Source organism: Streptomyces sp. NPDC001410 (genome assembly GCF_042895235.1).
Taxonomy (GTDB): domain Bacteria; phylum Actinomycetota; class Actinomycetes; order Streptomycetales; family Streptomycetaceae; genus Streptomyces.
In genome coordinates this window covers 143,969-165,993 of the sequence record NZ_JBIAWE010000001.1, presented here as the reverse complement: position 1 = coordinate 165,993, position 22,025 = coordinate 143,969, and the positions used below count along the sequence as shown (strand labels likewise).

Sequence of the window (22,025 nt, the reverse complement as noted above, 5' to 3'; positions counted from 1 at the left end):
CCAACTTAGCGTCAGGTCGTCTTCGTTGCCGAGCGTGTGGACGGGTGAGGCGCGAGGGTGCACGGGGCAGAGAAGTCCGGGCCCACTAGAGTAAGTCAATCAACTGACTTACCTGCAGGAAGAGTGCGACATCGAACTCGCCCGTCCCGGGGCGTGGTTCACCGGACTACGGCGTCGGGAAGGTGGGTGTCGGCTCGGCCCTGGACGGGTGGACGGGGCTGGGGACCGGTGAGGGGGTGCCGATCGTCGGCCGGGGGGAGCGGGCCGGCTCGGCCGGGTGGGGCGGGCCGCCGCGGACCGTGAAGAACACCAGGGCCGCCACCGCGGCCAGGGCCAGCAGTCCCACCGCGACCCGGCGTACGAGCACCCGGCGGGGGCGGACCGCCCCGGTCGGCGGGCGCAGTGGCCGCAGGTCGGCCGGGCCGACGGACTGTGCCCGGGCGGCGAGGGCGGCTCGCAGCCGCTCCTCGACCGGCTTCGACGCGGTCCCGGTGCCGGACTCGTTCATCGCAGACCCTCCAGACGTCGGCCGAGGGCGTCCAGGGCCCTGCTGGCCGTGGACTTGACGGTGCCGCGCGACAGACCGAGCGTCGCCGCGATCTCGGCCTCGGACAGGTGCGACCAGTAGCGCAGGACCAGCACCTCACGCTGACGCGGGGTCAGCGTCCGCAGGGCCGCCAGCACCTCACGGTGGTCCTCGTGGAGCAGGACGTCCTCCTCCGGCGCGGGGGCGTGCTGCTCCGGTTCGGGGGTGTGCGCCCGTACGGTCCTGCGCCGCCGCAGCACCGAGCGGGCCGCGTTGACGACACTGGTCCGCAGGTACGCCTCCGGGTCGTCCAGCGAGCCGAGCCGGTGACCGTGGCGGCGGAACAGCGCCGTGAAGGCGTCCTGCACGACGTCCTCGGCCGTCGGCAGGTCGTCCACCAGCAGCACCGCCAGGCGCACCAGGGACAGCCGGCGGTGGTGGTACAACTCCTCGATGCCGGGAGGGTGTTCGGGGACGGCCACGCCCCGCGCCTCGGCGCCGTCACCGCTGTCGCGGGGTGCCGGATCCGCCGTCGTACCGGCGCGTACGCGCGTGAGGACGCGGGCCCGCAGCGCATGCTTGAACCTGCGCCAGGCCGGTGCGGCCTCGGACCCAGGAGTGCCGGCCCGGTCCCAGGGCAGGGCTGCCGCCGGTGGTGTCGCTGTCGTCATGGATCTCCCGACCGGGTGCGCGGGGAGCCGCACCGGGCGCCTCCCCGCACACCGGCATGCCTCAGTGGTGCTGCGGAACCGGCGAAGGCGTCGCGTACTCGGTCGCGGGGACCGGACTCGGCGACGCCGGCCGGAGCCCGTGGCCGTGGGCGTGGGCGGAGCGCGGTACCGGCACCGGGGCCGGGGCGGCTGTGGACGGGACCGGTGAGGGGGTGGCCGTGGACGGGACCGGTGACGGGGAGGTCGGCACGGGTTGTGGCGTCCCCGGGTGCGTGGGGGACGGCACCGGGGTGGGCGTGCCTGTGTGGGGGGTGGTCGGCACCGGCGTCGGAGTGCCTGTGTGGGGGGTCGACGGCACCGGCGTCGGTGTCGCCGTACGGACCGGGGACGGCACGGGCGACGGCGTGGCAGGGCCCGTCGTGGTGTGGGATCCGGATCCGGCAGGGGCGCTGCTCTGAACCGCCTGGGCGGTCATGGTGCCGCCTACGGCCAGGGCCGCGCCCACGGCGGAGACCCCCAGGGCGGTACGCAGCCTGCGGATGCGGCGAGGGCGGGGGACACGGTGTGCGGACATGTGTTCCTTCGGTTGCTCGGGTCGCTCGGACATCGGTCGAAGTGGAGGCCTCCACCCCGACAGACGTCCGACCCCGGGCGAGGTTGCAGGCGACGGCCGACCAATTTTCCGCACGTGTGGCCGGCCGCCGCTCAGCAGTACCTCGGCATCAGCCCAGCTGCATCAGCCGGCTGCTTCAGCCGAGCTTCTTCAGCAGTTCCTCGGCGACCGGTGCCGAGGAGGCCGGGTTCTGACCGGTGACCAGGTTGCGGTCGACCACCAGGTGCGGCGCCCACGGCTCGGCCACCTGGACCTCGACGCCCGCCTCGGTCAGCCGGTCCTGGAGCAGCCACTTGGCCCGCTCGGCGAGCCCGCCCTGCGTCTCCTCCTCATTGGTGAAGGCCGCGACCCGGTAGCCGGCGAAGGCGTTCGAGCCGTCGGCCCGCACCGCCGCGAGCAGCGCGGCCGGACCGTGGCAGACCACCGCCAGCGGCTTGCCCGAGTCGAGGGTCGCGGTCAGCAGGCGGCCCGAGTCGGCGTCCACGGCCAGGTCCTCCATGGGCCCGTGCCCGCCGGGGTAGAACACGGCGGCGAAGTCGTCGAGGTCGACCTCCGCCAGCTTCACCGGTTCCCGCAGCTCGGTCATCTCCTCCAGGGCGCGCGCCGTCTTGTCGGCCCCTTCCTGACCGCCGTTGAACTCGGGCGCGAGGCTCGCCCGGTCGACCGCGGGCACCACACCGCCCGGCGTGGCGACGACGACCTCGTGGCCTGCGGCCTTGAGGGCGCGGTACGGGACCACGGCCTCCTCGGCCCAGAAGCCGGTCGGGTGCGGGGTGCCGTCGGCGAGCGTCCAGTGGGTGGCGCCGGTCAGTACGAAAAGGATCTTCGACATGGGTCTTCTGCTCCCTGAACATTGCGCTTGTGGAACGTGCGCTTGTGCGGCAAACGTAGGCGACACCACCCATAGGCAACCAATGAAGCGGCGAATGGAAGACATAGGATCCCCTATGGGTCGCGCGGAGTGCGGTCCGGTGAATACTCGGCCTCGTGGACATCCCTGCTCTCGACCTGAACCTGCTGCGTACCTTCCTCGCGGTCTACCGCTCCGGCTCCTTCACCGGCGCCGCCCGGCTGCTGGGCCTGTCGCAGCCGACGGTGACGACGCAGATGCGCACGCTGGAACGGCAGACCGGCCGGGAGCTGTTCGAACGGCTGCCGCGCGGGGTGGCGCCGACGCAGGTGGCCGAGGAACTGGCCGCCCGGATCGCCGCGCCCCTGGACGAGCTGGCCGCCGTCGCAGGTCCCGGGCCGGGCGAGGGGGCGCGCCCGGAGCCCGTCCACCTCGCCGGGCCCGCCGAGGTCCTCTGCACGACCGTCCTGCCCGCCCTGGCCCCGCTCGTCGCCGAGGGCGTACGGCTGCGGGTGGCCACCGGCCTGACCGATCCACTGCTGGACGAGCTGCGCGCGGGTCGCCACGACCTGGTCATCGCCACCACCCGCCCGCGTGGCCGCACGCTGCACGCCGTGCCGCTGACCGACGAGGAGTTCGTCCTGGTCGCCGCGCCCGTCTGGGCCGAGCGGCTGACGGACCGGCTGCCCGTCGAAGGGCCGGCCGCCCTGCACTCCGTACCCCTGATCACCTACGCCGAGGACCTGCCGATCGCCCGCCGCTACTGGCGGCACGTCTTCGGCCGACGCCTCTCCTGCACCGCCGCCGTGACCGTGCCCGACCTGCGCGGGGTGCTGGCGGTGGTGGTCGCGGGCGCGGGGTTCAGCGTGCTGCCCCGCTATCTGTGCGCGGACGAGCTGGCGTCGGGTGCGCTCGTGGAGCTGCTGGAACCGGAGGACCCACCGATCAACACGGGCTTCCTCGTCCAGCGTCCCGGCGCCTCGGACAACCCCGACGTGGTCCGCGTCCGTGAGCTGCTGCTGCGGTCGGGGCGGACCTGGTAGCTCACTCGCCGGGCCCGGACAGCCAGTCCGGTGCCAGCACCGACCAGATCTCCTCGTCGTGCCGCTTTCCCCGGTAGAGGTAACTCTCCCTGAGGACACCGTCCTTGCGCATGCCGAGCCGCCGGGCCACCGCGATGCTGGGCGCGTTCTCCGGCGACACCCACCACTCGACGCGGTGGATGCCCCGCTCCCGGACCGCCCAGTCGATGAGCACCCGGGCCGCCCGGGTCACCAGACCCCGGCCCACCGCCGCCGGCTCCAGCCAGCAGCCCGCCTCGGCGATGCCCTGCGGCACGTCCATCCGGCGCAGGATCACCGCCCCGACGAGCGTGCCGCCGTACCGGACACCGCGGATACGGCCGGCGTCGGCCGCCTCCTTCTCGGCGTACGCCTGAAGGAACGCCCGGCTGGACGCCACATCCGTGACCACGTCCGGCAGCCCGTTGTACCGCCCGATGAACTCCCGCCCCCGGTCCACGTGTTCGAGGAACTCCCCGGCCTGCCAAGGCCCGAGGGGACACAACTCGGCACCGTCGTCACCGAGGGGGATCGCGTACATGGTCACCTTCGAGCGAGGGGCTGGGACATCTGCCAAGCCAGCCTACGACCGGCCCCTTCGCCGATCCCCACGAGGACCTCGTCCAACTCCAGAAACCACTCCCAGCCCTCCCGCCCGTCGACTCCGGCCAGCCGACCCACGATCAAGTCCTCCAGTTCCGGTAGGCGTTTGTCCTTCCACACCTTGTCGGCGAGGCTCACGAGCAGGTCCTCCACGCCGGTCCCGGCCGCGGTCCAGGAGGCGTGCGTCCCGGCGAACCGGGCCAGCCCTGGCTCCACACCGTGGCTCAGCAGCAGTTCCCGCCCGGCCTCCTCGTGCCGTGCGCCCGGGCCGGACAGCTCGGCCACGTGCACGGCCTTGCCGATGTCGTGCGTCGCGGCACCGAAGAGCACGGCCTCCGCGTCGAACTCCAGCCCCGGACAGTGCCGTTGCACCCAGTCGACGAGCTGTGCCGCCACGTCGTGCACCGCCCGGAGGTGGGCCACCAGACGTGGTGGGGCGTCAACTCGCGTCAACAGTGCGACGGCCCGCTCGGGAAGCGGCCGCAGCGGTGGGTCGACGGTGTCATCCATCGCGATCGACGCTGTGCTCATAGCTGTCACCGTGCCAGAGTAAGCACCGTCGGGCGTGACGGTCTGTGTACGGAGGGTGGTCGTGGACGCGGTGCACACGGGGTTTCTGCTCGGAACCGGGCTCTTCTGGAGTGTCACGTACGTGCTGTTGATCCGCGCGGGGCTGCGGGAGCGCACGTTCGGGATGCCTGTCGTCGCGTTCGCGACGAACATCAGCTGGGAGTTCATGTTCGCGTTCGTGCGGCCGCCGTCCGGGGTCATGCATGTGATCAACGTCGTCTGGTTCTGCTTCGACCTCGCCATCGGCTACACCGTCGTACGCTTCGGGCGGTCCGAATTCCCCTACCTGCCCGACCGGTTGTTCCTGCCCGCGCTGGCCGTCCTGCTCGCCCTCGCCTACCCGGGCATGAACTACGCGTCCGAGCAGTTCGACGAGGGTGTCGGTGCGATCACCGCGTTCGGCAGCAACCTGGCCATGTCCGGGATGTTCCTGGCGATGCTGGCCGCGCGCCGCGGCACGCGCGGTCAGTCGGTGGGAATCGCCGTGACCAAGCTGCTGGGCACCGCCTGCGCCTCGCTCTCGATGCTCACCGACCCCGACGGGGATCCGCGCTACGACAACGCCCTCATGTACTACCTCTACCTCGGCTGCCTCGTCCTCGATCTCGCCTACGTCTACGCGGTGTTCACCATAGGGCGCGCCGAGCGGAACGCCGATGCGGTCGGGGTGCCGGCGCAGAGTGCCGTCCGGCGCTGACGTGCAGCGGGAGACGGTGAGGAGCGGAAGTGCCGGCCCGACGGCGACAACGTTGTCTCGGCTGTGCTCCGTCGTCCGCCCGAATGGCGGCTCCCAGTTGACGGGCAGACGATGGTGGCGTGGGGTGCGGCCGCCGCCGGAACGCCGGTACCGCCGGGAGACGGCGACCCGCCCGGGCCGTGGTGAGCGGCCGGAAGGGAGGACACCGTCATGTTGGAACTGAAGACGGTAGACAAGCCGGACGAGCGGCGCGACTTTCCCCGGGGCCATCTCGAAGCCGTCCACCTGACCGGGCTCGACTTCGCCGTGGGCACGTTCGAACCGGGCTGGCGCTGGTCCGAGTCCGTGGCGCCGATCGCGGGCACCGAAAGCTGCCAGTTCCAACACAGCTCCTATGTCGTTCAGGGCCGACTGCACATCCGCATGGACGACGGCGGTGAGGGTGAGGTAGGTCCCGGCGATGTCTTCATGTGCCCGCCCGGGCACGACGCGTGGGTCGTGGGAGACGAGCAGGTCGTGGTGTACGACTTCGCGGGACCCACGGCGAAGGACTACGCGAAGGCTTCGGGGACCTGACACGTCCCCCGGTGCCCCGCGGTGCGCCCGTCACCGCGGGGCACCCGTGCGTCAGGGCCGCCCCGGTCGGACCGTGACGACGACCCTCCCGCGCGCGTGCTCCTCCGGGTACCGGATGGCCTCGGGCGCCTCGCCCAGCGGGTACGTCCGGTCGATCACCGGGGCGAGCTTCCCGGAGCCGCCCGCCTCGCGCAGCTCCGTCGGCACCGCCTTGCTCGGTGCCGGGCCGATGAGCGGACGCAGCCGCTGACGGACGAACGCAGAGATCACGAGCCCTAGGAGGATGAGGACGGGAGCCCCGGGAACCTGCCCGAAGGGCGAGCGCGGGTACGTGTAGGGGGCTGGTGTCTCAGCGGCCGTGGGTGGCGGCCCCCTCCTCTGCGTAGGCGACGGCGTCCGCGTGCCCGAACAGGCCGGGCAGCCCGCCGGTGTGCACGAACACCGTCTTCTCGCCGGGCCGTACGTCACCGTCCCGTACGGCGGCGGCCAGCCCGGCCAGGGCCCGGCCGGTGTAGGTCGGGTCGAGGATGATCCCCTCGGTGCGGGCCGCGAGCCGGAGCGCCTGTGCCACCGGACCGGTCAGCGCCGCGTACCCGCTGCCCACCTGGTCCCGGCGCACCCGCAGCCGGTCCGCCACGACCTGCTCCGCGGTGAGCCGGGCCGCGAACTCCTCGACCGCGGCGGCCGGGTCGGCCAGCGCGCCCACGTCGACACCGAGCACCGACTCCGTGCCGAGGGCCGCGACCAGCCCCGCCATCGTGCCGCCCGAGCCGAGCGCGACCACCGCCGTCCGCAGGCCGGGCACCTGCCCGCGCAGCTCCTCGCCACAGCGCACATAGCCCCGTGCGCCCAGCGTGCTGGACCCGCCGAACGGGATCAGCGCGGGACGGGCACCGCCGGCCCGCAGCCCCGCGCACACCTCGGCCGCCGCGGCGTCGAGTCCGGCCTGGTCCACGTCGCCCGCCCAGGCGAGCCGGGCCCCCAACAGGCCGTCCAGGGCGAGGTTCCCGGACCGGGACCGCCCCGGCGAGCCGCGCAGTACGAGGACGGCGTCCAGGCCCAGCCGGGCGGCCGCGGCGGCCGTCAGCCGGGCGTGGTTGCTCTGCGCGGCGCCCGTGGTCACGAGGGTGTCCGCGCCCTCGGCCAGGGCCGCGCCCGCGAGCCACTCCAGCTTGCGGATCTTGTTCCCGCCACCGCCCAGGCCGGTCAGGTCGTCCCGCTTGACCCACAGGTCGTCCGGACCGAGCCCGAGCGCGGCGGCGAGCCGGGGCGCCGGTTCGACGGGAGTCGGGAAGGTGCCGAGCTGCACGGGCTGGTGGCTCATGTCGTACGTCCTCGTCTGCCGGGCGGATGGCGAATGGCGGATGCCGGATGGCGCCTGGGGCTGGTGGGTGGTCGGCGGGCCGATGGCAAGCGGCCGGCTGCCTGGTTCATGGCGGCCGGCGAGGTCCAGTCGATCATGCCCGGCCGCCCCGCGTCACACCGGCAGCAGCCGTCCGATCAGCGCGCCGAGCTGCCGGGCCGTGCGGCACTCGTGCATCTCCACCAGCTCGGCGTAGGCGGGCGCCGCCGAGTCACCGGTGCCCCACTGGGCGCGCGGCTCGGGGTTCAGCCAGTAGACGCGCCGGGCGCTCCGGGCGAGTTCGCGGACGGCGGGCAGGTTCGGGTCGCTCATGTTGGTGCGGGCGTCGCCGAGGACGAAGACGGTGGTGCGCGGGCCGACCGCGGCGCCGTACCGCTCGGTGAACTCGCCCAGGGCGACCCCGTAGTCGCTGCTGCCGTGCCAGCCGGTGAGCGTGGCCTCCGCGCGGATCCGGGCGCCGAGCCCTTCCGGGTCGGCGCGGCCGTGGTCGAGCAGGCCGGTCACCTCGTCGAGGCGGTTGACGAAGGCGAACACCCGCACCTTGCTGAACTGGTCGTGCAGCGCCTGCACCAGCAGCATCGTGAAGTCCGAGAACCCGGACACCGAGCCCGACACATCGCACAGCAGCACCAGTTCGGGCCGGGCCGGACGGCGCCGGCGCAGCACCGGCCGCATCGGCACCCCGCCCGTGGACAGCGAGGAGCGCAGGGTGCGGCGCAGGTCGATCGTGCCGCGCGCGGCCCGGCGGCGGCGCGCGGCCAGCCGGGTCGCGAGCTTGCGGGCCAGCGGCTGAACCGCCCTGCGCAGCTCGGCCAGTTGGTCCCGGCCGGCGTACAGGAAGTCCACGCGGTCGGCGGTCGGCGCGACAGCCCGCCGGGCGATCTCGTCCCGGTCGCGCCGCTCGGCGACCCGGCGCCGCGCCTCCACCGCGACCAGCTGCCGGAACGCCTCGATACGGCGCCGGATCTCGTCGTCCAGCAGCCGGTCCGCGAACCCCGTGCCCCCGTCCCGGCCCCTGATGTCGGCCCGCACCCGGGCCAGCAGGGTCTGCGGGCGGAGCCGGTCCAGGGTCTGGTACGACGACCAGCCGTCCGACCCCGGCGAACTCCCGTACCCGCCCATGCCGTCCACGGCCTCGGCCGCCAGCCGGGCCATCAGCGACCGGTCGTCGGCGGCCAGCGCCTCGGCGAGCCGGTCGCGCAGCTCGTCCCGGCCCGCCTGTTCCGTGCCCGGACCGCCGACACCGCGCGGGAAGTACAGGTCGAAGACCGGATCGAACACCGCCCGCTGTCCCGGCCCGTGCAGCAGGGTCGCGGCCAGCCCTTCCCGCAGCAGGTCCCGGTCGGCGAACCCGAGGGCCTCCACGGCGAGGGCCGCGTCGACGGTCTCCCCGGTGCCGATCCGGACGCCGTGTGCGCGCAGCGCCCCGACCAGACCGGTGATCCGCTCCTCGACACCGCTCACAGCGCGTCCAGGTCCAGCTTGGCCGCGGCCTTCTGTACGTCGTCCTGGTGCTTGAGGATCACGCCGAGGGTGTCCCGTACGACGGTCTCGTCCAGGGTGTCGGTGCCCAGGGCCAGCAGGGTGCGCGCCCAGTCGATGGTCTCGGCGATCGACGGCACCTTGCGCAGGTCCATCGCGCGCAGCGCCCCGACCACCCGCACCACCGACTCGGCCAGCGCCGCATCGAGCCCGGGTACCTTCAGCCGTACGATCCGCCGCTCCAGCTCCTCCTCGGGGAACCCGATGTGCAGGAACAGACAGCGGCGGCGCAGCGCCTCGGACAGCTCGCGGCCCGCGTTGGAGGTGAGCACGACGAACGGGCGGCGGGTCGCGGCGATGGTGCCCAGCTCGGGGACCGTGACCTGGAAGTCGCTGAGCACCTCCAGCAGCAGGCCCTCCATCTCCACGTCGGCCTTGTCGGTCTCGTCGATCAGCAGCACGGTCGGCTCGTCGCCGCGTATCGCGGTCAGCAGCGGGCGGGGGAGCAGGAACTCCTCGCTGAAGATGTCGGTGCGGGTCTCGTCCCAGCTCTCGTCGCGGCCCGCGCTGATGCGCAGCAGCTGCTTGGCGTGGTTCCACTCGTACAGCGCCCGGGACTCGTCCACGCCCTCGTAGCACTGCAGCCGTACCAGCCGTGCCTCCGTGACCTGGGCGACGGCCTTGGCCAGCTCGGTCTTGCCGACGCCCGCGGGGCCCTCCACCAGCAGCGGCTTGCCCAGCCGGGCGGCGAGGAAGACGGTCGTGGCGACGGCGGGCGAGGCGAGGTACCCGGTCTCGGCGAGGCGGGCGGAGACGTCGTCGACGGATGAGAACAACGGGGCCTCCGGCTGGTTCGGGATCTGTGTCCGGTCTACGTCAGGGCACTATCTAAGCGCTTGTTCACCGTCCTTGTCACGGAATTCCTCGGGCGTCCGGCGATGTGTATACCGATCGGTTTCCGTTCGTCCCGGACACGGTAACCTCGCCGTATGGCCACCACGGACAAGGCGTCCCCCAGAGACAGGCTGCTCGACGCCGCCGACCAGCTCTTCTACCGCGACGGCGTCTCCATCGGCGTCGAGGCGCTGTGCCGCACGGCGGGCGTCTCGAAGCGGTCGATGTACCAGCTCTTCGAGAGCAAGGACGAGATGCTGGCCGCGAGCCTGGAGCGACGTCTGCCCCGGTACCAGGCCCAGCTGGCGCCCGCCGACCCGGTGGCCGGGACACCGCGCGAGCGCATCCTGTACGTCTTCGAACAAGTGGAGAATGCCTCCACCGCCCCCGACTACTGCGGCTGCCCCTACCTCGCCGTACTGGTCGAGCTGAAGGACCCGGAGCACCCGGCGAGCCAGGTCGCCCGCGCGGCCAAGGAGCGCCTCACGGAGACCTTCCGCACGCAGGCGGAGGAAGGCGGCGCCCGTGACCCCGAGCTGCTCGCCCGCCAGCTGATGCTGATCTTCGACGGCGCCAGCGCCCGCGCCGGAGCCCGCGTGGAACGCCTGGACGACGGACTCGCCACGGCGACGGTGACCGCGCTCATGGACGCGTCCGGAATGCGGTAGCCCGCACCGGGTGGCCCGCACCCCATACGGCGGGCCACCGCACCCATACGGGCCGCCACACCCCGTACGGGCCACCACAACGCGCCGCCCCGTTCGCCCGCCCGGTGCAATGGATGCGTGACCGCGCCTCCGGACGACTGCCTCGCGCGCAACGAGTGGATCTGCGGCGCCTATCTGACCACCCGCCGCCAGATCCTCCTCGACGCGGTCGTCCAGCACCTCCAGCTGACGTCGGTGTCGGTCCTCATCGGGCTCGCCCTCGCCCTGCCGCTGGCGGTGTTCGCCCGCCGCTGGGCCTTGGCGGCCGGCCCGGTCCTCGGCGTGACGACGATCCTCTACACCATCCCGTCCCTGGCGATGTTCTCCCTGCTCCTGCCTCTCTATGGCCTCTCGGCCGCCCTGGTCGTCGCGGGACTGGTGCTCTACTCGCTCACCCTGCTGGTGCGGAACATCCTGGCCGGGCTGCGCGCGGTCCCCGAGGAGACTCGGCAGGCGGCGCGCGGCCTCGGTTACGGACCCATCCGGCTGCTGCTCACCGTCGAGCTGCCCCTGGCCCTGCCCGCAGCGATGGCCGGGCTGCGCATCGCGACCGTCTCGGCGGTCTCGCTGGTCACGGTCGGTGCGATCGTCGGCTTCGGCGGCCTCGGTAACCTGATCTACTCGGGCATGAACACCTACTTCAAGGCCCAGGTGCTCACCGCGTCCGTGCTGTGCGTACTCATCGCCGTCGCCGCCGATGTCCTCCTGCTCGGCATGCAGTGGCTGATCACCCCCTGGGTGAGGGCGGCCCGCGGATGAACACCCTGGGCGCCGCCTGGGACTGGCTGGCCGACCCCGCCCACTGGTCCGGCGACAACGGCGTCCGGCACCGGCTGCTCCAGCATCTGGTGCTCACCGTCGTCTGTCTGGTCATCAGCTGCCTGATCGCGCTGCCGGTCGCGCTGGTCCTCGGCCACCTGGGCAAGGGCGGCGCGCTCGCCGTCAACATCTCCAACGTCGGCCGGGCCGTCCCCACCTTCGCGGTACTGGTCCTGCTCCTGCTGACCCCGGTCGGGAAGTGGGGCGAGGGGCCGACCGTGGTCGCCCTCGTGCTGTTCGCTGTGCCGCCCCTGCTCACCAACGCCTACGTCGGCATGCGCGAGGTCGACCGGAACGTCGTACAGGCGGCGCGGGGCATGGGGATGACCGGGCGGCAGATGCTGTTTCACGTGGAACTGCCCCTTTCGCTCCCGATGGTCCTCAACGGTGTGCGGATCGCCGCCGTCCAACTCGTCGCCACCGCCACCATCGCCGCGCTCGCGGGCGGCGGCGGACTCGGCCGGATCATCACGGCGGGCTTCAACCTGGCCAGCACACCCATGGTGGTCGCCGGGGCTCTCCTCGTCGCCGTGTTCGCACTGATCGTCGAGGCCGTCTTCGAGGTCGCCGAACGCCTGGCACCGGCCTGGGCCAGGGGCGGCCGATGAGAGGCCGCACCGCGGTCACGGCAGCCGGGCTCCTCGCCCTGACCGCCTGCTCCACCGGCCCCTCCCTGGAGAACCGCGGCGCGGTCACCGCATCGCCCGGCGACAGCCACCACCTGACCATCGGCTCGGCCGGCTTCACCGAGAGCGACCTGCTCGCCCAGCTGTACGCACAGCTGCTGAACCAGGCCGGCTACAAGACCTCGATCATCACGGTCGCCAACCGGGAGCTGTACGAACCGGCCCTGGAGTCCGGCCAGATCGACGTCGTGCCCGAGTACGCGGCCACCCTCGCCGACTGGCTGAACGCCAAGACCCACGGCGCCGACGCGAAGCCCGTCGGCTCACCCGACCTCGACGCCACGATGAAGGCCCTGCGGAACCTCGCCGCACCCCGCGGACTCACCTTCCTGCCGCCCGGTCGCGCGGTGGACCAGAACGCCTTCGCGGTGAGCGCCGACTACGCCCGGCAGCACCACCTCAAGACCCTCAGCGACCTCGGCGCCTCGAAGCTGAAGGTACGGCTCGCCGCCGGCGACGAGTGCGTGCAACGGTCCTACTGCGAACCGGGGTTGATGAAGGTCTACGGCATCGACATCACCGGGATCGACCCCAAGGGCGTCGGCACCACCCAGGCCAAGCGGGCCGTGCAGGACGGCCGTGACCAGATGGTGCTGACCACCACCACCGACGCCACCCTCGACCAGTTCGGTCTGGTCCTGCTCGCCGACGACAGGCATCTGCAGAACGCCGACTACGTCGTCCCGGTCGCCAACCGCGCCCGCGCGGGCAGTGCGGGCGTGGCGAAGGCGCTGGGCAGGCTCAACGACGTCCTCACGACCGCGGACCTGGCGGACATGGACCGGCAGGTCGACAGCTGGCGCCGGCTGCCGGCCGACGTCGCCCGGACCTACCTCAAGGACAAGGGCCTGCTGAAGTGACGGCCCGCCTCAGGCGTGCGCGACCGAGTCGAACGGCACCTGCCCCCGCGCGACACCCCGGGCGTCCGCGTCCACCGAGCGGCGCAGCGCCTCGTGCAGCTTCGCCGGGGTCAGCACGCCCAGGAAGCGCGCCCCGTCCAGCACGGCGACCCACCCGGCGTCGTACTGGAGCATCACCCCGAACGCCTGCTTCAGCGGGGCACCCACCGGCACCCATGCCGTCATCCGGTGCGCGAGGTCCCCGACCGTGCCGCCCGCGGCCAGGTCGTCGATGCCGACCCAGCCGTGCAGCTCGCCGTGCGCGTCGAGCACCACCGCCCACCGGGCGCCCTCGGCCCGCAGCCGCTCCGCGGCACGCTCGGCGGGCTCGGTCGGCCTGGCCACTGGCGGCTGTTCGAGATCGTCCGGCTCGATCTCGGTGACCGACAGCCGTTTCAGCCCGCGGTCGGCGCCCACGAACCCGGCGACGTACGGCGTGGCGGGCGAGCCGAGCACCGCACCCGGCGTGTCGAACTGCTCGATGCGCCCCTGCCCGTACACGGCGATGCGGTCACCGAGCCGGACGGCCTCCTCGATGTCGTGCGTGACCAGCAGCACCGTCTTGCGCACCGCGGCCTGCATCCGCAGGAACTCGTCCTGCAACTGCTCCCGCACCACCGGGTCGACCGCGCCGAACGGCTCGTCCATCAGCAGCACCGGCGGATCGGCCGCGAGTGCCCGCGCCACGCCCACCCGCTGCCGCTGGCCGCCGGAGAGCTGCTCCGGATAGCGCGGCCCGTACGTCTTCGGGTCGAGGCCCACCAGATCCAGCAGCTCGGCCGCCCGGGCCCGGGCCTTCGCCCGCTTCCAGCCGAGCAGCGCCGGCACGGTCGCCGTGTTGTCCAGCACCGTGCGGTGCGGGAAGAGGCCCACCTGCTGGATGACGTAGCCGATACGCCGGCGCAGCCGCACCGGATCCACCTGCGCGATGTCCTCTCCGTTCACGAAGATCCGGCCGGAGGTCGGCTCGATCAGCCGGTTCACCATCATCATGGTGGTCGTCTTGCCGCAGCCCGAGGGCCCCACGAGGGTGACCAGTTCACCTTCGGACACCTCGAAGGAGAGGCCGTCCACGGCCGTCGTACCGTCCGGATACCGCTTGGTGACCTGCTCGAACCGGATCATTCCCTCACGCTAGCGGGACAGCTCGCGCTGTCGCGCCAAGGGGAGGGTGGCGGAGTGTCAGCCCAGGAGGACGACCTCCAGGGTGCGGGGGCCGTGCACGCCCTCGACCCGGTCCAGCTCGATGTCACTCGTGGCCGACGGGCCGGAGATCCAGGTCAACGGGCGGGCCGGATCGAGGCGATCGAGGGCCTGGGGGACAGAGGAGACGACCTGCTCAGGGACGCGGACGACGCAGATGTGGTGGTCGGGGATCAGGCTGATCCGGCGGCGGCCCTGGTCGGGACCGCCGTCCAGGACGATCGTGCCGGTCTCGGCGATCGCGACCGCGCAGCCCGTGACCACGCTTTCCACCTTGTCCAGTTCGCGAGGCGTGCTCGCTGCACGGTCGTGGACCCGAGTCGGATCGGCGGCCGACATCCACTCCGGCGGGAGGCCAGGGGGCACGAGCACCTCCTGGGACCCCCGCTGGGCCAGCAACCGCATGATGAGGAGGGGGAGTTCGGCGTCAGTGGCGCGGTGCACGATCGCCCGGTAGTCCGCCAGGTTCTCCGCGAGCAGGTTGACCATCTCCTCGACGGTGCGCTCGCCGTGCTCCCGCAGATACTCCCGGGAAACGGCCCGCTCGTACGGCGTGTCGTCCTGCGGTACGTCCGCCAGCGCGCGCCGCACCCGGCCCAGGATCCGCTCTCTGCTGCTCACTTCGCACCCTTCCTTCCGCCGTCCGTGCGCTGCCACCAGTCCCGGAACGGCTCCGAGGGCACCGGCGGCAGGTCCCGGGAGCCGCTCCAGGCCCTGCCGGGACCGGGGAGTGTTCGTGGGTGGAAACGGCGGGTCCGCGAAGCGATCCGCTGGCCCGCCCGCAACGCCCCCGGATGCGCGAAGGCCCAGCGGGCCGCCCGCATGGCCGCCCGCTCGGCCGCATGCCCCTTCGCCGGCTTCAGCAGCACCCTGTTGCCCTCCCGGACCGCCGGACCGCCCTCCACGACCCGCTCCCGCAGATGCACCAGCACCTCGGGGATGTCGATGGCGACGGGGCAGACCTCGTAGCAGGCGCCGCACAGCGACGACGCGTACGGCAGCGAGGCGTCGATCTCGCTTGCCGTGCCTCGGAGTTGAGGGCTCAGGATCGCCCCGATCGGGCCCGGGTAGACCGAGCCGTACGCGTGCCCGCCCGCCCGCTCGTACACCGGGCACACATTCAGGCAGGCCGAGCAGCGGATGCAGCGCAGCGCCTGGCGGCCGACCTGGTCGGCGAGGGCGTCGGTGCGGCCGTTGTCGAGCAGGACCAGGTGGAAGGCCTGTGGTCCGTCAGCCGTCTCGGAGTCTGTCGTGCCCGTCCACATGCTCGTGTACGGGTTCATGCGCTCGGCCGTGGAGGAGCGGGGGAGGGTCTGCAGGAAGACCTCCAGGTCGCGCCAGGTGGGCACGATCTTCTCGATGCCGACGACCGAGATCAGGGTCTCCGGGAGGGTGAGGCACATCCGGCCGTTGCCCTCGGACTCCACGATCACCAGCGTTCCGGTCTCGGCGACCATGAAGTTGGCGCCGGAGATGCCGACCTTGGCGCGCAGGAACTTCTCCCGCAGGTGCAGCCGCGCGGCCTCGGCGAGTTCGGCGGGAGAGTCGGTGAGGCCTTCGGGGGCGGGGCGGCCCCACTCGCTCATCTCCTTGCGGAAGATGTCCCGGATCTCGCCCCGGTTGCGGTGGATGGCCGGGACCAGGATGTGCGAGGGACGGTCCCTGCCCAACTGCACGATCAGCTCCGCGAGATCGGTCTCGTAGGCGCGGATGCCCTCCGCCTCCAGGGCCTCGTTGAGACCGATCTCCTGCGTGGCCATGGACTTGACCTTGACGACCTCCGACTCCCCGGTGGCCCGGACGAGTTCGGCGACGATCCGGTTGGCCTCGTCGGCGTCCGCCGCCCAGTGGACCGTACCCCCGGCAGCCGTGACCGCCTCCTCCAACTGCACCAGATAGCGGTCCAGATGGCGCAGGGTGTGGTCCTTGACGGCCCGGCCCGCCTCCCTCAGCTCCGCCCAGTCGGACAACTCGGCGACCGCCTTGGCCCGTTTGGCGCGGATGGTGTGCGTGGCGTGGCGGAGATTGCCGCGCAGGGTCCGGTTGCCCACGGCATCGTGCGCCGCCTCCGGAAAGGCCGGCATGCCGACGAACGTCCCGCTCATACCGCCGGTTCCTCCTCCGTGCTCGCCAGGATCTCCGCGATGTGCACCGGCCGCATGTCCACCTGGAGCCGGGTCATGATCCCGCCGATGTGCATCAGACAGGAGTTGTCGGCCGCGCACAGCACCTCGGCGCCGGTCGACTCCGCGTTGCGGACCTTGTCGGCGCCCATCGCCCCCGAGACCTCGGAGTTCTTCAGCGCGAAGGTCCCGCCGAACCCGCAGCACTCCTCGGCGCCCGGCAGCTCCACCAGCTCAAGACCCTTGACCGCCTGAAGAAGCCTTCGGGGCCGGTCGCCGAGCCCGAGACCGCGCAGGCCGTGGCAGGTCGGATGGTAGGTGACCTTGTGCGGGTAGCAGGCGCCCACGTCCGTCACGCCCAGCACGTCCACCAGGAACTCCGTCAGTTCGTAGGTCCTGGGGACCACGGGCGCCAGCGTCCGGGCGAGGCTGTCCCCGCGCCCCTCGGCCCGCGCCCGCTCACCCATCCTCGGATACAGCTCCCGCACCATCGCCCCGCACGACCCGGACGGGGTCACGATGGCCTCGTACTCCCCGAAGACATCGGAGAAATGCCGGGCCAGCGGCTCCGCCTCATGCCGATAGCCGGTGTTGTAGTGCGCCTGCCCGCAACACGTCTGCCCCATCGGAAAGTCGACCTCGACACCCAGCCTGGTCAGCAGCTTCACCACCGCTCGGCCGGTGTCCGGATAGAGCGTGTCGTTGACACAGGTCAGGAACAGGGCGACACGCATCGCGGCTCCTCGGGGTCGGTCATCGGACGAGTGCAGGGTAATGGGCGGACACCGCCGGGGGCAGAGGGCGACTCACCGCGTGGCGAGCCGGGCCTGGGCCTCCCGCCAGCGCGCCGTGTCGCCCCGGGGCGCGTACCGGGTCAGCGGCTGGGTACGGGTGAGCAGCCGGCGCATGCCGTCGAGGTCGCCGACCAGCCCGTGGGTGCGGGCCTGTACGAGGACGTTGCCGAGGGCGGCCGCCTCCGTGGCGCCCGCCACCACCGGCAGCCCGCACGCGTCGGCCGTCAGCTGACACAGCAGCGCGTTACGCGTGCCGCCCCCGACGACGTACACGACGTCCACCGGATGGTCGGCCAGCCGCTGCGCGTCCTCGACGGCCCGACAATGCGCGAGGGCGAGCGAGTCGAGGATGCACCGCGTGATCTCGGCCCGCGTACCGGGCGCCGGCTGCCCCGAGGCCCGGCACGCCTCGGCGATCCGCTCCGGCATCCGCCCCGGCGCCAGAAACGCCTCGTCCCCCGCGTCGACGACCGACCGCAGCGTCGGCACCCCGGCGGCCTCGCGCAGCAACAGCCCCAGATCGGGCTCGCCCCAGGCCCGTACGCACTCCTGGAGCAGCCACAGACCCATGATGTTGCGCAGATAGCGGACCGTGCCGTCGAGCCCCAGCTCATTGGTGAAGTTCGCGGCCCGGCTCTCCTCGGTGAGCACCGGCGCGTCCAGCTCCAGGCCGGCCAGGGACCAGGTGCCGGTGCAGATGTAGGCGAAGCGCTCACCGGCGGCCGGTACCGCGGCCACCGCCGAGGCGGTGTCGTGCGACCCGACGGCCGTCACCGGCACCGGGCCCGTGAGCCCCGTCTCCTCCAGCACCTCCGCCCGCAGCACACCCGCCGGATCACCCGGCTGCCGCAGCGGCGCGAACAGCCCGAGGTCGATCCCCAGCCGCTCGGCGACGTCGTACGACCACGCGCGGGTCCGGGGATCGATCAGCTGGGTCGTGGAGGCGTTGGTCAGCTCGGTGCCCTGCTCGCCGGTCAGCCAGTACGTCAGCAGGTCCGGGATGAGCAACAGCCGTCTGGCGTGGGCGAACTGGGCGGTCGACCGGGCCGCCATGAGCTGGTACAGGGTGTTGAAGGGGGCGTACTGCAACCCGGTCGCCGCGTACAGCTCGGTGGCCGGCACACTCGCCCACACCTTCTCCGCGACGCCCTCGGTGCGGGCGTCGCGGTAGTGCACCGGGTTGCCCAGCAGGGCCCCGCCGGCGTCCAGCAGGCCGTGGTCCACGGCCCAGCTGTCGATGCCGACGGAGTCGAGTCGTCCGCCGCAGTGGGCACCGGCCGCCCGCAGCCCGTCCAGCACACCGGCGTACAGCGCGAGGACGTCCCAGCGCAGCCCCTCCGGCACCCGCACCGGCCGGTTCGGGAACCGGTGCGCCTCGCTCAGCTCCAGCGTGTCGTACCCGACCCGCCCGACCATCACGCGCCCGCTGGACGCGCCCAGGTCGACGGCGGCGTACGACTTCACGCCCGCGCTCATCGAAGGAACGCGGCCGCCACACCCGCGTCGACCGGGATGTGCAGCCCGGTGGTGTGCGTGAGGTCCCCGCCGGTGAGCGCGAACACCGCGTTCGCCACATGCTCCGGCAGCACCTCCCGCTTCAGGATGGTCCGCTGCGCGTAGAACTCGCCCAGCTTCTCCTCCGGCACCCCGTACACGGCGGCCCGCTGAGCACCCCAGCCGCCCGCGAAGATCCCGGACCCCCGCACGACACCATCGGGGTTGACCCCGTTCACCCGGATCCCGTGCTCACCCAACTCGGCCGCCAGCAGCCGCACTTGATGCGCCTGGTCGGCCTTGGTCGCGGAGTAGGCGATGTTGTTCGGGCCGGCGAAGACGGCGTTCTTCGAGGCGATGTAGACGATGTCCCCGCCCAGCCCCTGCGCGATCATCACACGAGCCGCTTCCCGCGAGACGAGGAAGGAGCCACGGGCCATGATGTCGTGCTGGAGGTCCCAGTCCCTGGCCGAAGTCTCCAGCAGCGGCTTGGAGATGGAGATGCCGGCGTTGTTCACCACGAGGTCGACGCCACCGAAGGCGAGCACGGCGGCCCGGAAGGCGCCGGCGATCTGCGCCTCGTCCGTCACGTCCACGGTGACGGCGACGGCCTTGTCGGGTCCGCCCAGCTCCTCCGCCACGGCGGACGCGTTCTCGCCGCCCAGATCGGCGACGACGACACACGCCCCCTCGGCCACGAGCCGGTGCGCGATCGCCCTCCCGATCCCGCTGCCCGCCCCGGTCACGAGGGCCACCCGGGTGGCCAGCGCCTTCGGCTTCGGCATCCGCTGGAGCTTGGCCTCCTCAAGCGCCCAGTACTCGATGCGGAACTTCTCCGACTCCTCGATCGGCGCGTACCTGGACACGGCCTCGGCCCCGCGCATCACGTTGATCGCGTTGACGTAGAACTCACCGGCCACACGGGCGGTCTGCTTGTCCTTGCCGAAGGAGAACATCCCCACGCCGGGAATCAGCACGATCGCCGGGTCGGCGCCGCGCAGGGCGGGGGAGTCGGGCAGCGCGTGCCGCTGGTAGTAGGCGGCGTACTCCTCGCGGTAGGAGGCGTGCAGTTCCTGCAGCCGGGCGACGGCCTCCTCGACGGGCACGGACGGGGGCAGATCGAGCACGAGCGGCCGTACCTTGGTCCGCAGGAAGTGATCCGGGCAGGAGGTTCCGAGCGCGGCGAGCCGGGGATGCCCCTCCCGCGCCACGAAGTCGAGAACGACCTCGGAGTCGTTGAAATGCCCGACCTGGGGCTTGTCCTGGGAGGCGACGGCCCGCACGTACGGCGCGAGGGCGGCGGCCCGCTCCCGCCGCTCGCTCTCGGGCAACGCCTCGTACCCCTCGATCACCGCCCCGAACGGCTCCGCCTTCCCCTTCTCCGCCAGGAAGGCCTCGGCGGTGCGGATGATGTGCAGCGAGTTCCGCTCGCACTCCTCGGACGTCGATCCCCAGGCGGTGATCCCATGCCCGCCGAGGACGCACCCGATGGCCCGCGGGTTGGCCTCCTTGATCGCGGCGATGTCCAGCCCCAGCTGGAACCCTGGCCGCCGCCACGGCACCCACACCACGCTGTCCCCGAAGCACTCGGAGGTCAGCTTCTGCCCGTCGGCGGCGCACGCGAGCGCGATGCCGGAGTCCGGGTGCAGATGGTCGACGTGCAGGGCGTCCACGAGTCCGTGCATGGCGGTGTCGATGGAGGGAGCCGCCCCGCCCTTGCCATGCAGGCAGTAGTCGAAGGCGGCGACCATCTCGTCCTCGCGCTCGACACCCGGGTAGACGTCCACGAGCGCCCGCAGCCGGTCCAGCCGCAACACGGCGAGCCCCGCCTCGGTGAGCGTGCCGAGGTCACCACCGGACCCCTTCACCCACATCAGCTCGACGTCACCGCCGGTGACGGGGTCGGTGTCGGTGGCTTTGGCGGAGGCGTTTCCACCGGCGTAGTTGGTGTTACGGGGATCGGAGCCGAGCCGGTGGGACCGGCCGAGAAGAGCGGCGGCTTCGGGATGTGGTGCCATGAACTTCCAGTCCTTACTTGAAAGGCGATCAGTGCATTTCCCTAGGGGCGCGGGGAACTGCGCGACCAGCCACACACGGCCCGCACCCCGCAACGAACAGAACCCGGCAGACACTTGCGCTTACGCCCCCCACCCCGCCTGCTCCCCACCAACCCGCTCGGCAACGATCTTCTCCGCCCACCCAGACCGCGCATACGCAGCCAAGGGATCAGCATCCAACCCCATCTCTTCCCGCACCTCACGAAGCACCGGCCGCACATCCGTGTTGTACGCATCCATCAGCACCGCATTGGCACCGAGCACATCACCGGAGACCTGCGCCGCAGCCAACGCCGACCGATCCACCAACAAAGCCTTGGCCGTCGCTTCCTGCACGTTCATGACGGACCGGATGATCGCCGGAATCTTCGCCTCGATGTTGTGGCACTGATCGAGCATGAACGCGACCGCTGAGGTGAACCCACCCCCACGCACCACCTCGTACATGATCCGGAACAGCTGGAACGGATCAGCCGCCCCCACCATCAGGTCGTCGTCGGCATAGAACCGCGAGTTGAAGTCGAACCCGCCGAGCTTCCCCTCCCGCAGCAGCGTGGCGACGATGAACTCGATGTTGGTCCCCGGAGCGTGATGCCCGGTGTCCACCACGACCTGCGCCTTCGGACCGAGCTTCAGACAGTGCGCGTACGCCGTCCCCCAGTCCGGCACATCCGTCGTGTAGAACGCCGGCTCGAAGAGCTTGTACTCCAGCAACATCCGCTGGCCGTCACCGAGCCGCTCGTACACCTCGGAGAGGCCCTCGGCCAGCCGGTCCTGCCGCGCCCGTACATCGTCCTGCCCGGGATAGTTCGTACCGTCCGCGAACCACAGCTTCAGATCGGCGGAGCCCGTCGCGTCCATGATGTCGACGCACTCCAGCAGGTGATCGACGGCCTTGCGCCGCACCGCCGCATCCGGATGGCAGATGCTGCCCAGCTTGTAGTCGTCGTCCTGGAACGTGTTGGAGTTGATCGCCCCCAACTTCACGCCGCGCTCCTCGGCGTACTTCGCGAGCGCCGCGTAGTCGTCCACCTCGTCCCAAGGGATGTGCAGGGCAACGGTCGGCGCAACACCGGTGAACGCATGCACCTGCGCCGCGTCCTCCAACTTCTCCTGCGGAGTGCGTGGAACGCCCTGCTGGGCGAACACCTTGAACCGCGTCCCCGAGTTCCCGTACGCCCACGACGGTGTCTCGACGGCCTGGGTCTTGAGCGCGGCCTTCACCGCGGCGAGGTCGGTCACTTGAGGGCTCCTGTGGGGTCCGGCTGAACGACGGAATGTGTGAAACGATTCAGAACGGCAAACTATGAGCCCTCCCGAGGGGTGTCAAGCGCTCC

Annotated in this window: 24 protein-coding genes; 8 read left to right on the top strand and 16 right to left on the bottom strand. The window is 71.9% G+C overall.

All coding sequences use genetic code 11. The features are described 5' to 3' along the window. Window positions 1-166: 166 nt before the first annotated feature. Together ACFY3C_RS00770 and ACFY3C_RS00765 are read right to left on the bottom strand one after the other, a co-directional pair. On the bottom strand, window positions 167-508 hold the full coding sequence (locus ACFY3C_RS00770; protein WP_386577963.1) for a hypothetical protein: 342 nt from the start codon (window positions 506-508) through the stop codon (window positions 167-169). Next, window positions 505-1,197 (bottom strand): RNA polymerase sigma factor, encoded by a 693-nt coding sequence (locus ACFY3C_RS00765; RefSeq protein WP_390769168.1) that lies wholly within the window; start codon window positions 1,195-1,197, stop codon window positions 505-507. Before ACFY3C_RS00765 ends, ACFY3C_RS00770 begins: the two co-directional genes overlap by 4 nt. A gap of 218 nt (window positions 1,198-1,415) precedes the next feature. Between ACFY3C_RS00765 and ACFY3C_RS00760 the strand changes: the two genes are divergently transcribed. Further along, window positions 1,416-1,655, top strand: a complete 240-nt coding sequence (locus ACFY3C_RS00760; RefSeq protein ID WP_390769167.1) for a hypothetical protein — start codon at window positions 1,416-1,418, stop codon at window positions 1,653-1,655. Window positions 1,656-1,946: 291 nt separating this feature from the next. Here the strand turns inward: ACFY3C_RS00760 and ACFY3C_RS00755 are convergent, their stop codons facing one another. Further along, window positions 1,947-2,642: a type 1 glutamine amidotransferase domain-containing protein gene (locus ACFY3C_RS00755; protein ID WP_390769166.1), complete on the bottom strand. Its 696-nt coding sequence runs from the start codon at window positions 2,640-2,642 to the stop codon at window positions 1,947-1,949. Window positions 2,643-2,797: 155 nt separating this feature from the next. Here ACFY3C_RS00755 and ACFY3C_RS00750 point away from each other — a divergent pair, with 155 nt between their 5' ends. Beyond that, on the top strand, window positions 2,798-3,703 hold the full coding sequence (locus tag ACFY3C_RS00750) for a LysR family transcriptional regulator (protein ID WP_386577967.1): 906 nt from the start codon (window positions 2,798-2,800) through the stop codon (window positions 3,701-3,703). 1 nt (window position 3,704) lies between these two features. On the opposite strand, the gene ACFY3C_RS00745 is transcribed toward ACFY3C_RS00750, so the two are convergent. Both ACFY3C_RS00745 and ACFY3C_RS00740 read right to left on the bottom strand, forming a co-directional pair. Then, a complete protein-coding gene (locus tag ACFY3C_RS00745; RefSeq protein ID WP_390769165.1) occupies window positions 3,705-4,262 on the bottom strand; it encodes a GNAT family N-acetyltransferase in 558 nt (185 codons plus the stop codon). Window positions 4,263-4,264: 2 nt separating this feature from the next. Continuing rightward, complete coding sequence (locus tag ACFY3C_RS00740) at window positions 4,265-4,855, bottom strand: HD domain-containing protein (RefSeq protein WP_386577969.1); 591 nt, start codon at window positions 4,853-4,855, stop codon at window positions 4,265-4,267. Between the two features lie 61 nt (window positions 4,856-4,916). Here ACFY3C_RS00740 and ACFY3C_RS00735 point away from each other — a divergent pair, with 61 nt between their 5' ends. Then, the gene (locus tag ACFY3C_RS00735) at window positions 4,917-5,591 is read left to right on the top strand and encodes a hypothetical protein (protein WP_390769164.1); all 675 of its coding nucleotides are present in this window, start codon (window positions 4,917-4,919) and stop codon (window positions 5,589-5,591) included. Between the two features lie 210 nt (window positions 5,592-5,801). Continuing rightward, window positions 5,802-6,167: a cupin domain-containing protein gene (locus tag ACFY3C_RS00730; RefSeq protein ID WP_390769163.1), complete on the top strand. Its 366-nt coding sequence runs from the start codon at window positions 5,802-5,804 to the stop codon at window positions 6,165-6,167. A 51-nt stretch (window positions 6,168-6,218) separates the two neighbouring features. On the opposite strand, the gene ACFY3C_RS00725 is transcribed toward ACFY3C_RS00730, so the two are convergent. The 4 genes from ACFY3C_RS00725 to ACFY3C_RS00710 form a co-directional block, all read right to left on the bottom strand. Beyond that, the gene (locus tag ACFY3C_RS00725; protein ID WP_390769162.1) at window positions 6,219-6,437 is read right to left on the bottom strand and encodes a zinc-binding dehydrogenase; all 219 of its coding nucleotides are present in this window, start codon (window positions 6,435-6,437) and stop codon (window positions 6,219-6,221) included. A gap of 79 nt (window positions 6,438-6,516) precedes the next feature. Next, window positions 6,517-7,491, bottom strand: coding sequence for a pyridoxal-phosphate dependent enzyme (locus ACFY3C_RS00720; RefSeq protein WP_390769161.1), 975 nt, complete (start codon window positions 7,489-7,491; stop codon window positions 6,517-6,519). 153 nt (window positions 7,492-7,644) lie between these two features. After that, on the bottom strand, window positions 7,645-8,994 hold the full coding sequence (locus tag ACFY3C_RS00715) for a VWA domain-containing protein (protein ID WP_390769160.1): 1,350 nt from the start codon (window positions 8,992-8,994) through the stop codon (window positions 7,645-7,647). Beyond that, the gene (locus ACFY3C_RS00710; protein WP_386577975.1) at window positions 8,991-9,848 is read right to left on the bottom strand and encodes an AAA family ATPase; all 858 of its coding nucleotides are present in this window, start codon (window positions 9,846-9,848) and stop codon (window positions 8,991-8,993) included. The genes ACFY3C_RS00715 and ACFY3C_RS00710 overlap by 4 nt, the downstream gene beginning before the upstream one ends. A gap of 153 nt (window positions 9,849-10,001) precedes the next feature. Here ACFY3C_RS00710 and ACFY3C_RS00705 point away from each other — a divergent pair, with 153 nt between their 5' ends. The 4 genes from ACFY3C_RS00705 (at window position 10,002) to ACFY3C_RS00690 (ending at window position 12,978) form a co-directional block, all read left to right on the top strand. Next, window positions 10,002-10,574, top strand: a complete 573-nt coding sequence (locus ACFY3C_RS00705) for a TetR/AcrR family transcriptional regulator (protein ID WP_386577976.1) — start codon at window positions 10,002-10,004, stop codon at window positions 10,572-10,574. Between the two features lie 117 nt (window positions 10,575-10,691). After that, window positions 10,692-11,372, top strand: a complete 681-nt coding sequence (locus ACFY3C_RS00700; protein WP_390769159.1) for an ABC transporter permease — start codon at window positions 10,692-10,694, stop codon at window positions 11,370-11,372. Beyond that, window positions 11,369-12,040 (top strand): ABC transporter permease, encoded by a 672-nt coding sequence (locus ACFY3C_RS00695; protein WP_390769158.1) that lies wholly within the window; start codon window positions 11,369-11,371, stop codon window positions 12,038-12,040. Before ACFY3C_RS00700 ends, ACFY3C_RS00695 begins: the two co-directional genes overlap by 4 nt. After that, on the top strand, window positions 12,037-12,978 hold the full coding sequence (locus tag ACFY3C_RS00690) for an ABC transporter substrate-binding protein (protein WP_390769157.1): 942 nt from the start codon (window positions 12,037-12,039) through the stop codon (window positions 12,976-12,978). The genes ACFY3C_RS00695 and ACFY3C_RS00690 overlap by 4 nt, the downstream gene beginning before the upstream one ends. A 9-nt stretch (window positions 12,979-12,987) precedes the next feature. On the opposite strand, the gene ACFY3C_RS00685 is transcribed toward ACFY3C_RS00690, so the two are convergent. From ACFY3C_RS00685 to rhaI, 7 genes are all read right to left on the bottom strand, one after another. Continuing rightward, a complete protein-coding gene (locus ACFY3C_RS00685) occupies window positions 12,988-14,142 on the bottom strand; it encodes a betaine/proline/choline family ABC transporter ATP-binding protein (RefSeq protein WP_386577980.1) in 1,155 nt (384 codons plus the stop codon). Between the two features lie 57 nt (window positions 14,143-14,199). Then, window positions 14,200-14,841: a lactate utilization protein C gene (locus ACFY3C_RS00680; RefSeq protein WP_390769156.1), complete on the bottom strand. Its 642-nt coding sequence runs from the start codon at window positions 14,839-14,841 to the stop codon at window positions 14,200-14,202. Next, on the bottom strand, window positions 14,838-16,325 hold the full coding sequence (locus ACFY3C_RS00675; RefSeq protein WP_390769155.1) for a LutB/LldF family L-lactate oxidation iron-sulfur protein: 1,488 nt from the start codon (window positions 16,323-16,325) through the stop codon (window positions 14,838-14,840). The genes ACFY3C_RS00680 and ACFY3C_RS00675 overlap by 4 nt, the downstream gene beginning before the upstream one ends. Next, window positions 16,322-17,077 (bottom strand): (Fe-S)-binding protein, encoded by a 756-nt coding sequence (locus tag ACFY3C_RS00670; protein ID WP_390769154.1) that lies wholly within the window; start codon window positions 17,075-17,077, stop codon window positions 16,322-16,324. The genes ACFY3C_RS00675 and ACFY3C_RS00670 overlap by 4 nt, the downstream gene beginning before the upstream one ends. A gap of 72 nt (window positions 17,078-17,149) precedes the next feature. After that, complete coding sequence (locus tag ACFY3C_RS00665; protein ID WP_390769153.1) at window positions 17,150-18,613, bottom strand: rhamnulokinase family protein; 1,464 nt, start codon at window positions 18,611-18,613, stop codon at window positions 17,150-17,152. Further along, entirely contained in the window at window positions 18,610-20,649 is a 2,040-nt protein-coding gene (locus ACFY3C_RS00660) for a bifunctional aldolase/short-chain dehydrogenase (protein WP_390769152.1), read from the bottom strand. Before ACFY3C_RS00660 ends, ACFY3C_RS00665 begins: the two co-directional genes overlap by 4 nt. Window positions 20,650-20,769: 120 nt before the next feature. Beyond that, window positions 20,770-21,930, bottom strand: coding sequence for an L-rhamnose isomerase (rhaI, locus tag ACFY3C_RS00655; RefSeq protein ID WP_390769151.1), 1,161 nt, complete (start codon window positions 21,928-21,930; stop codon window positions 20,770-20,772). Window positions 21,931-22,025: the final 95 nt, after the last annotated feature.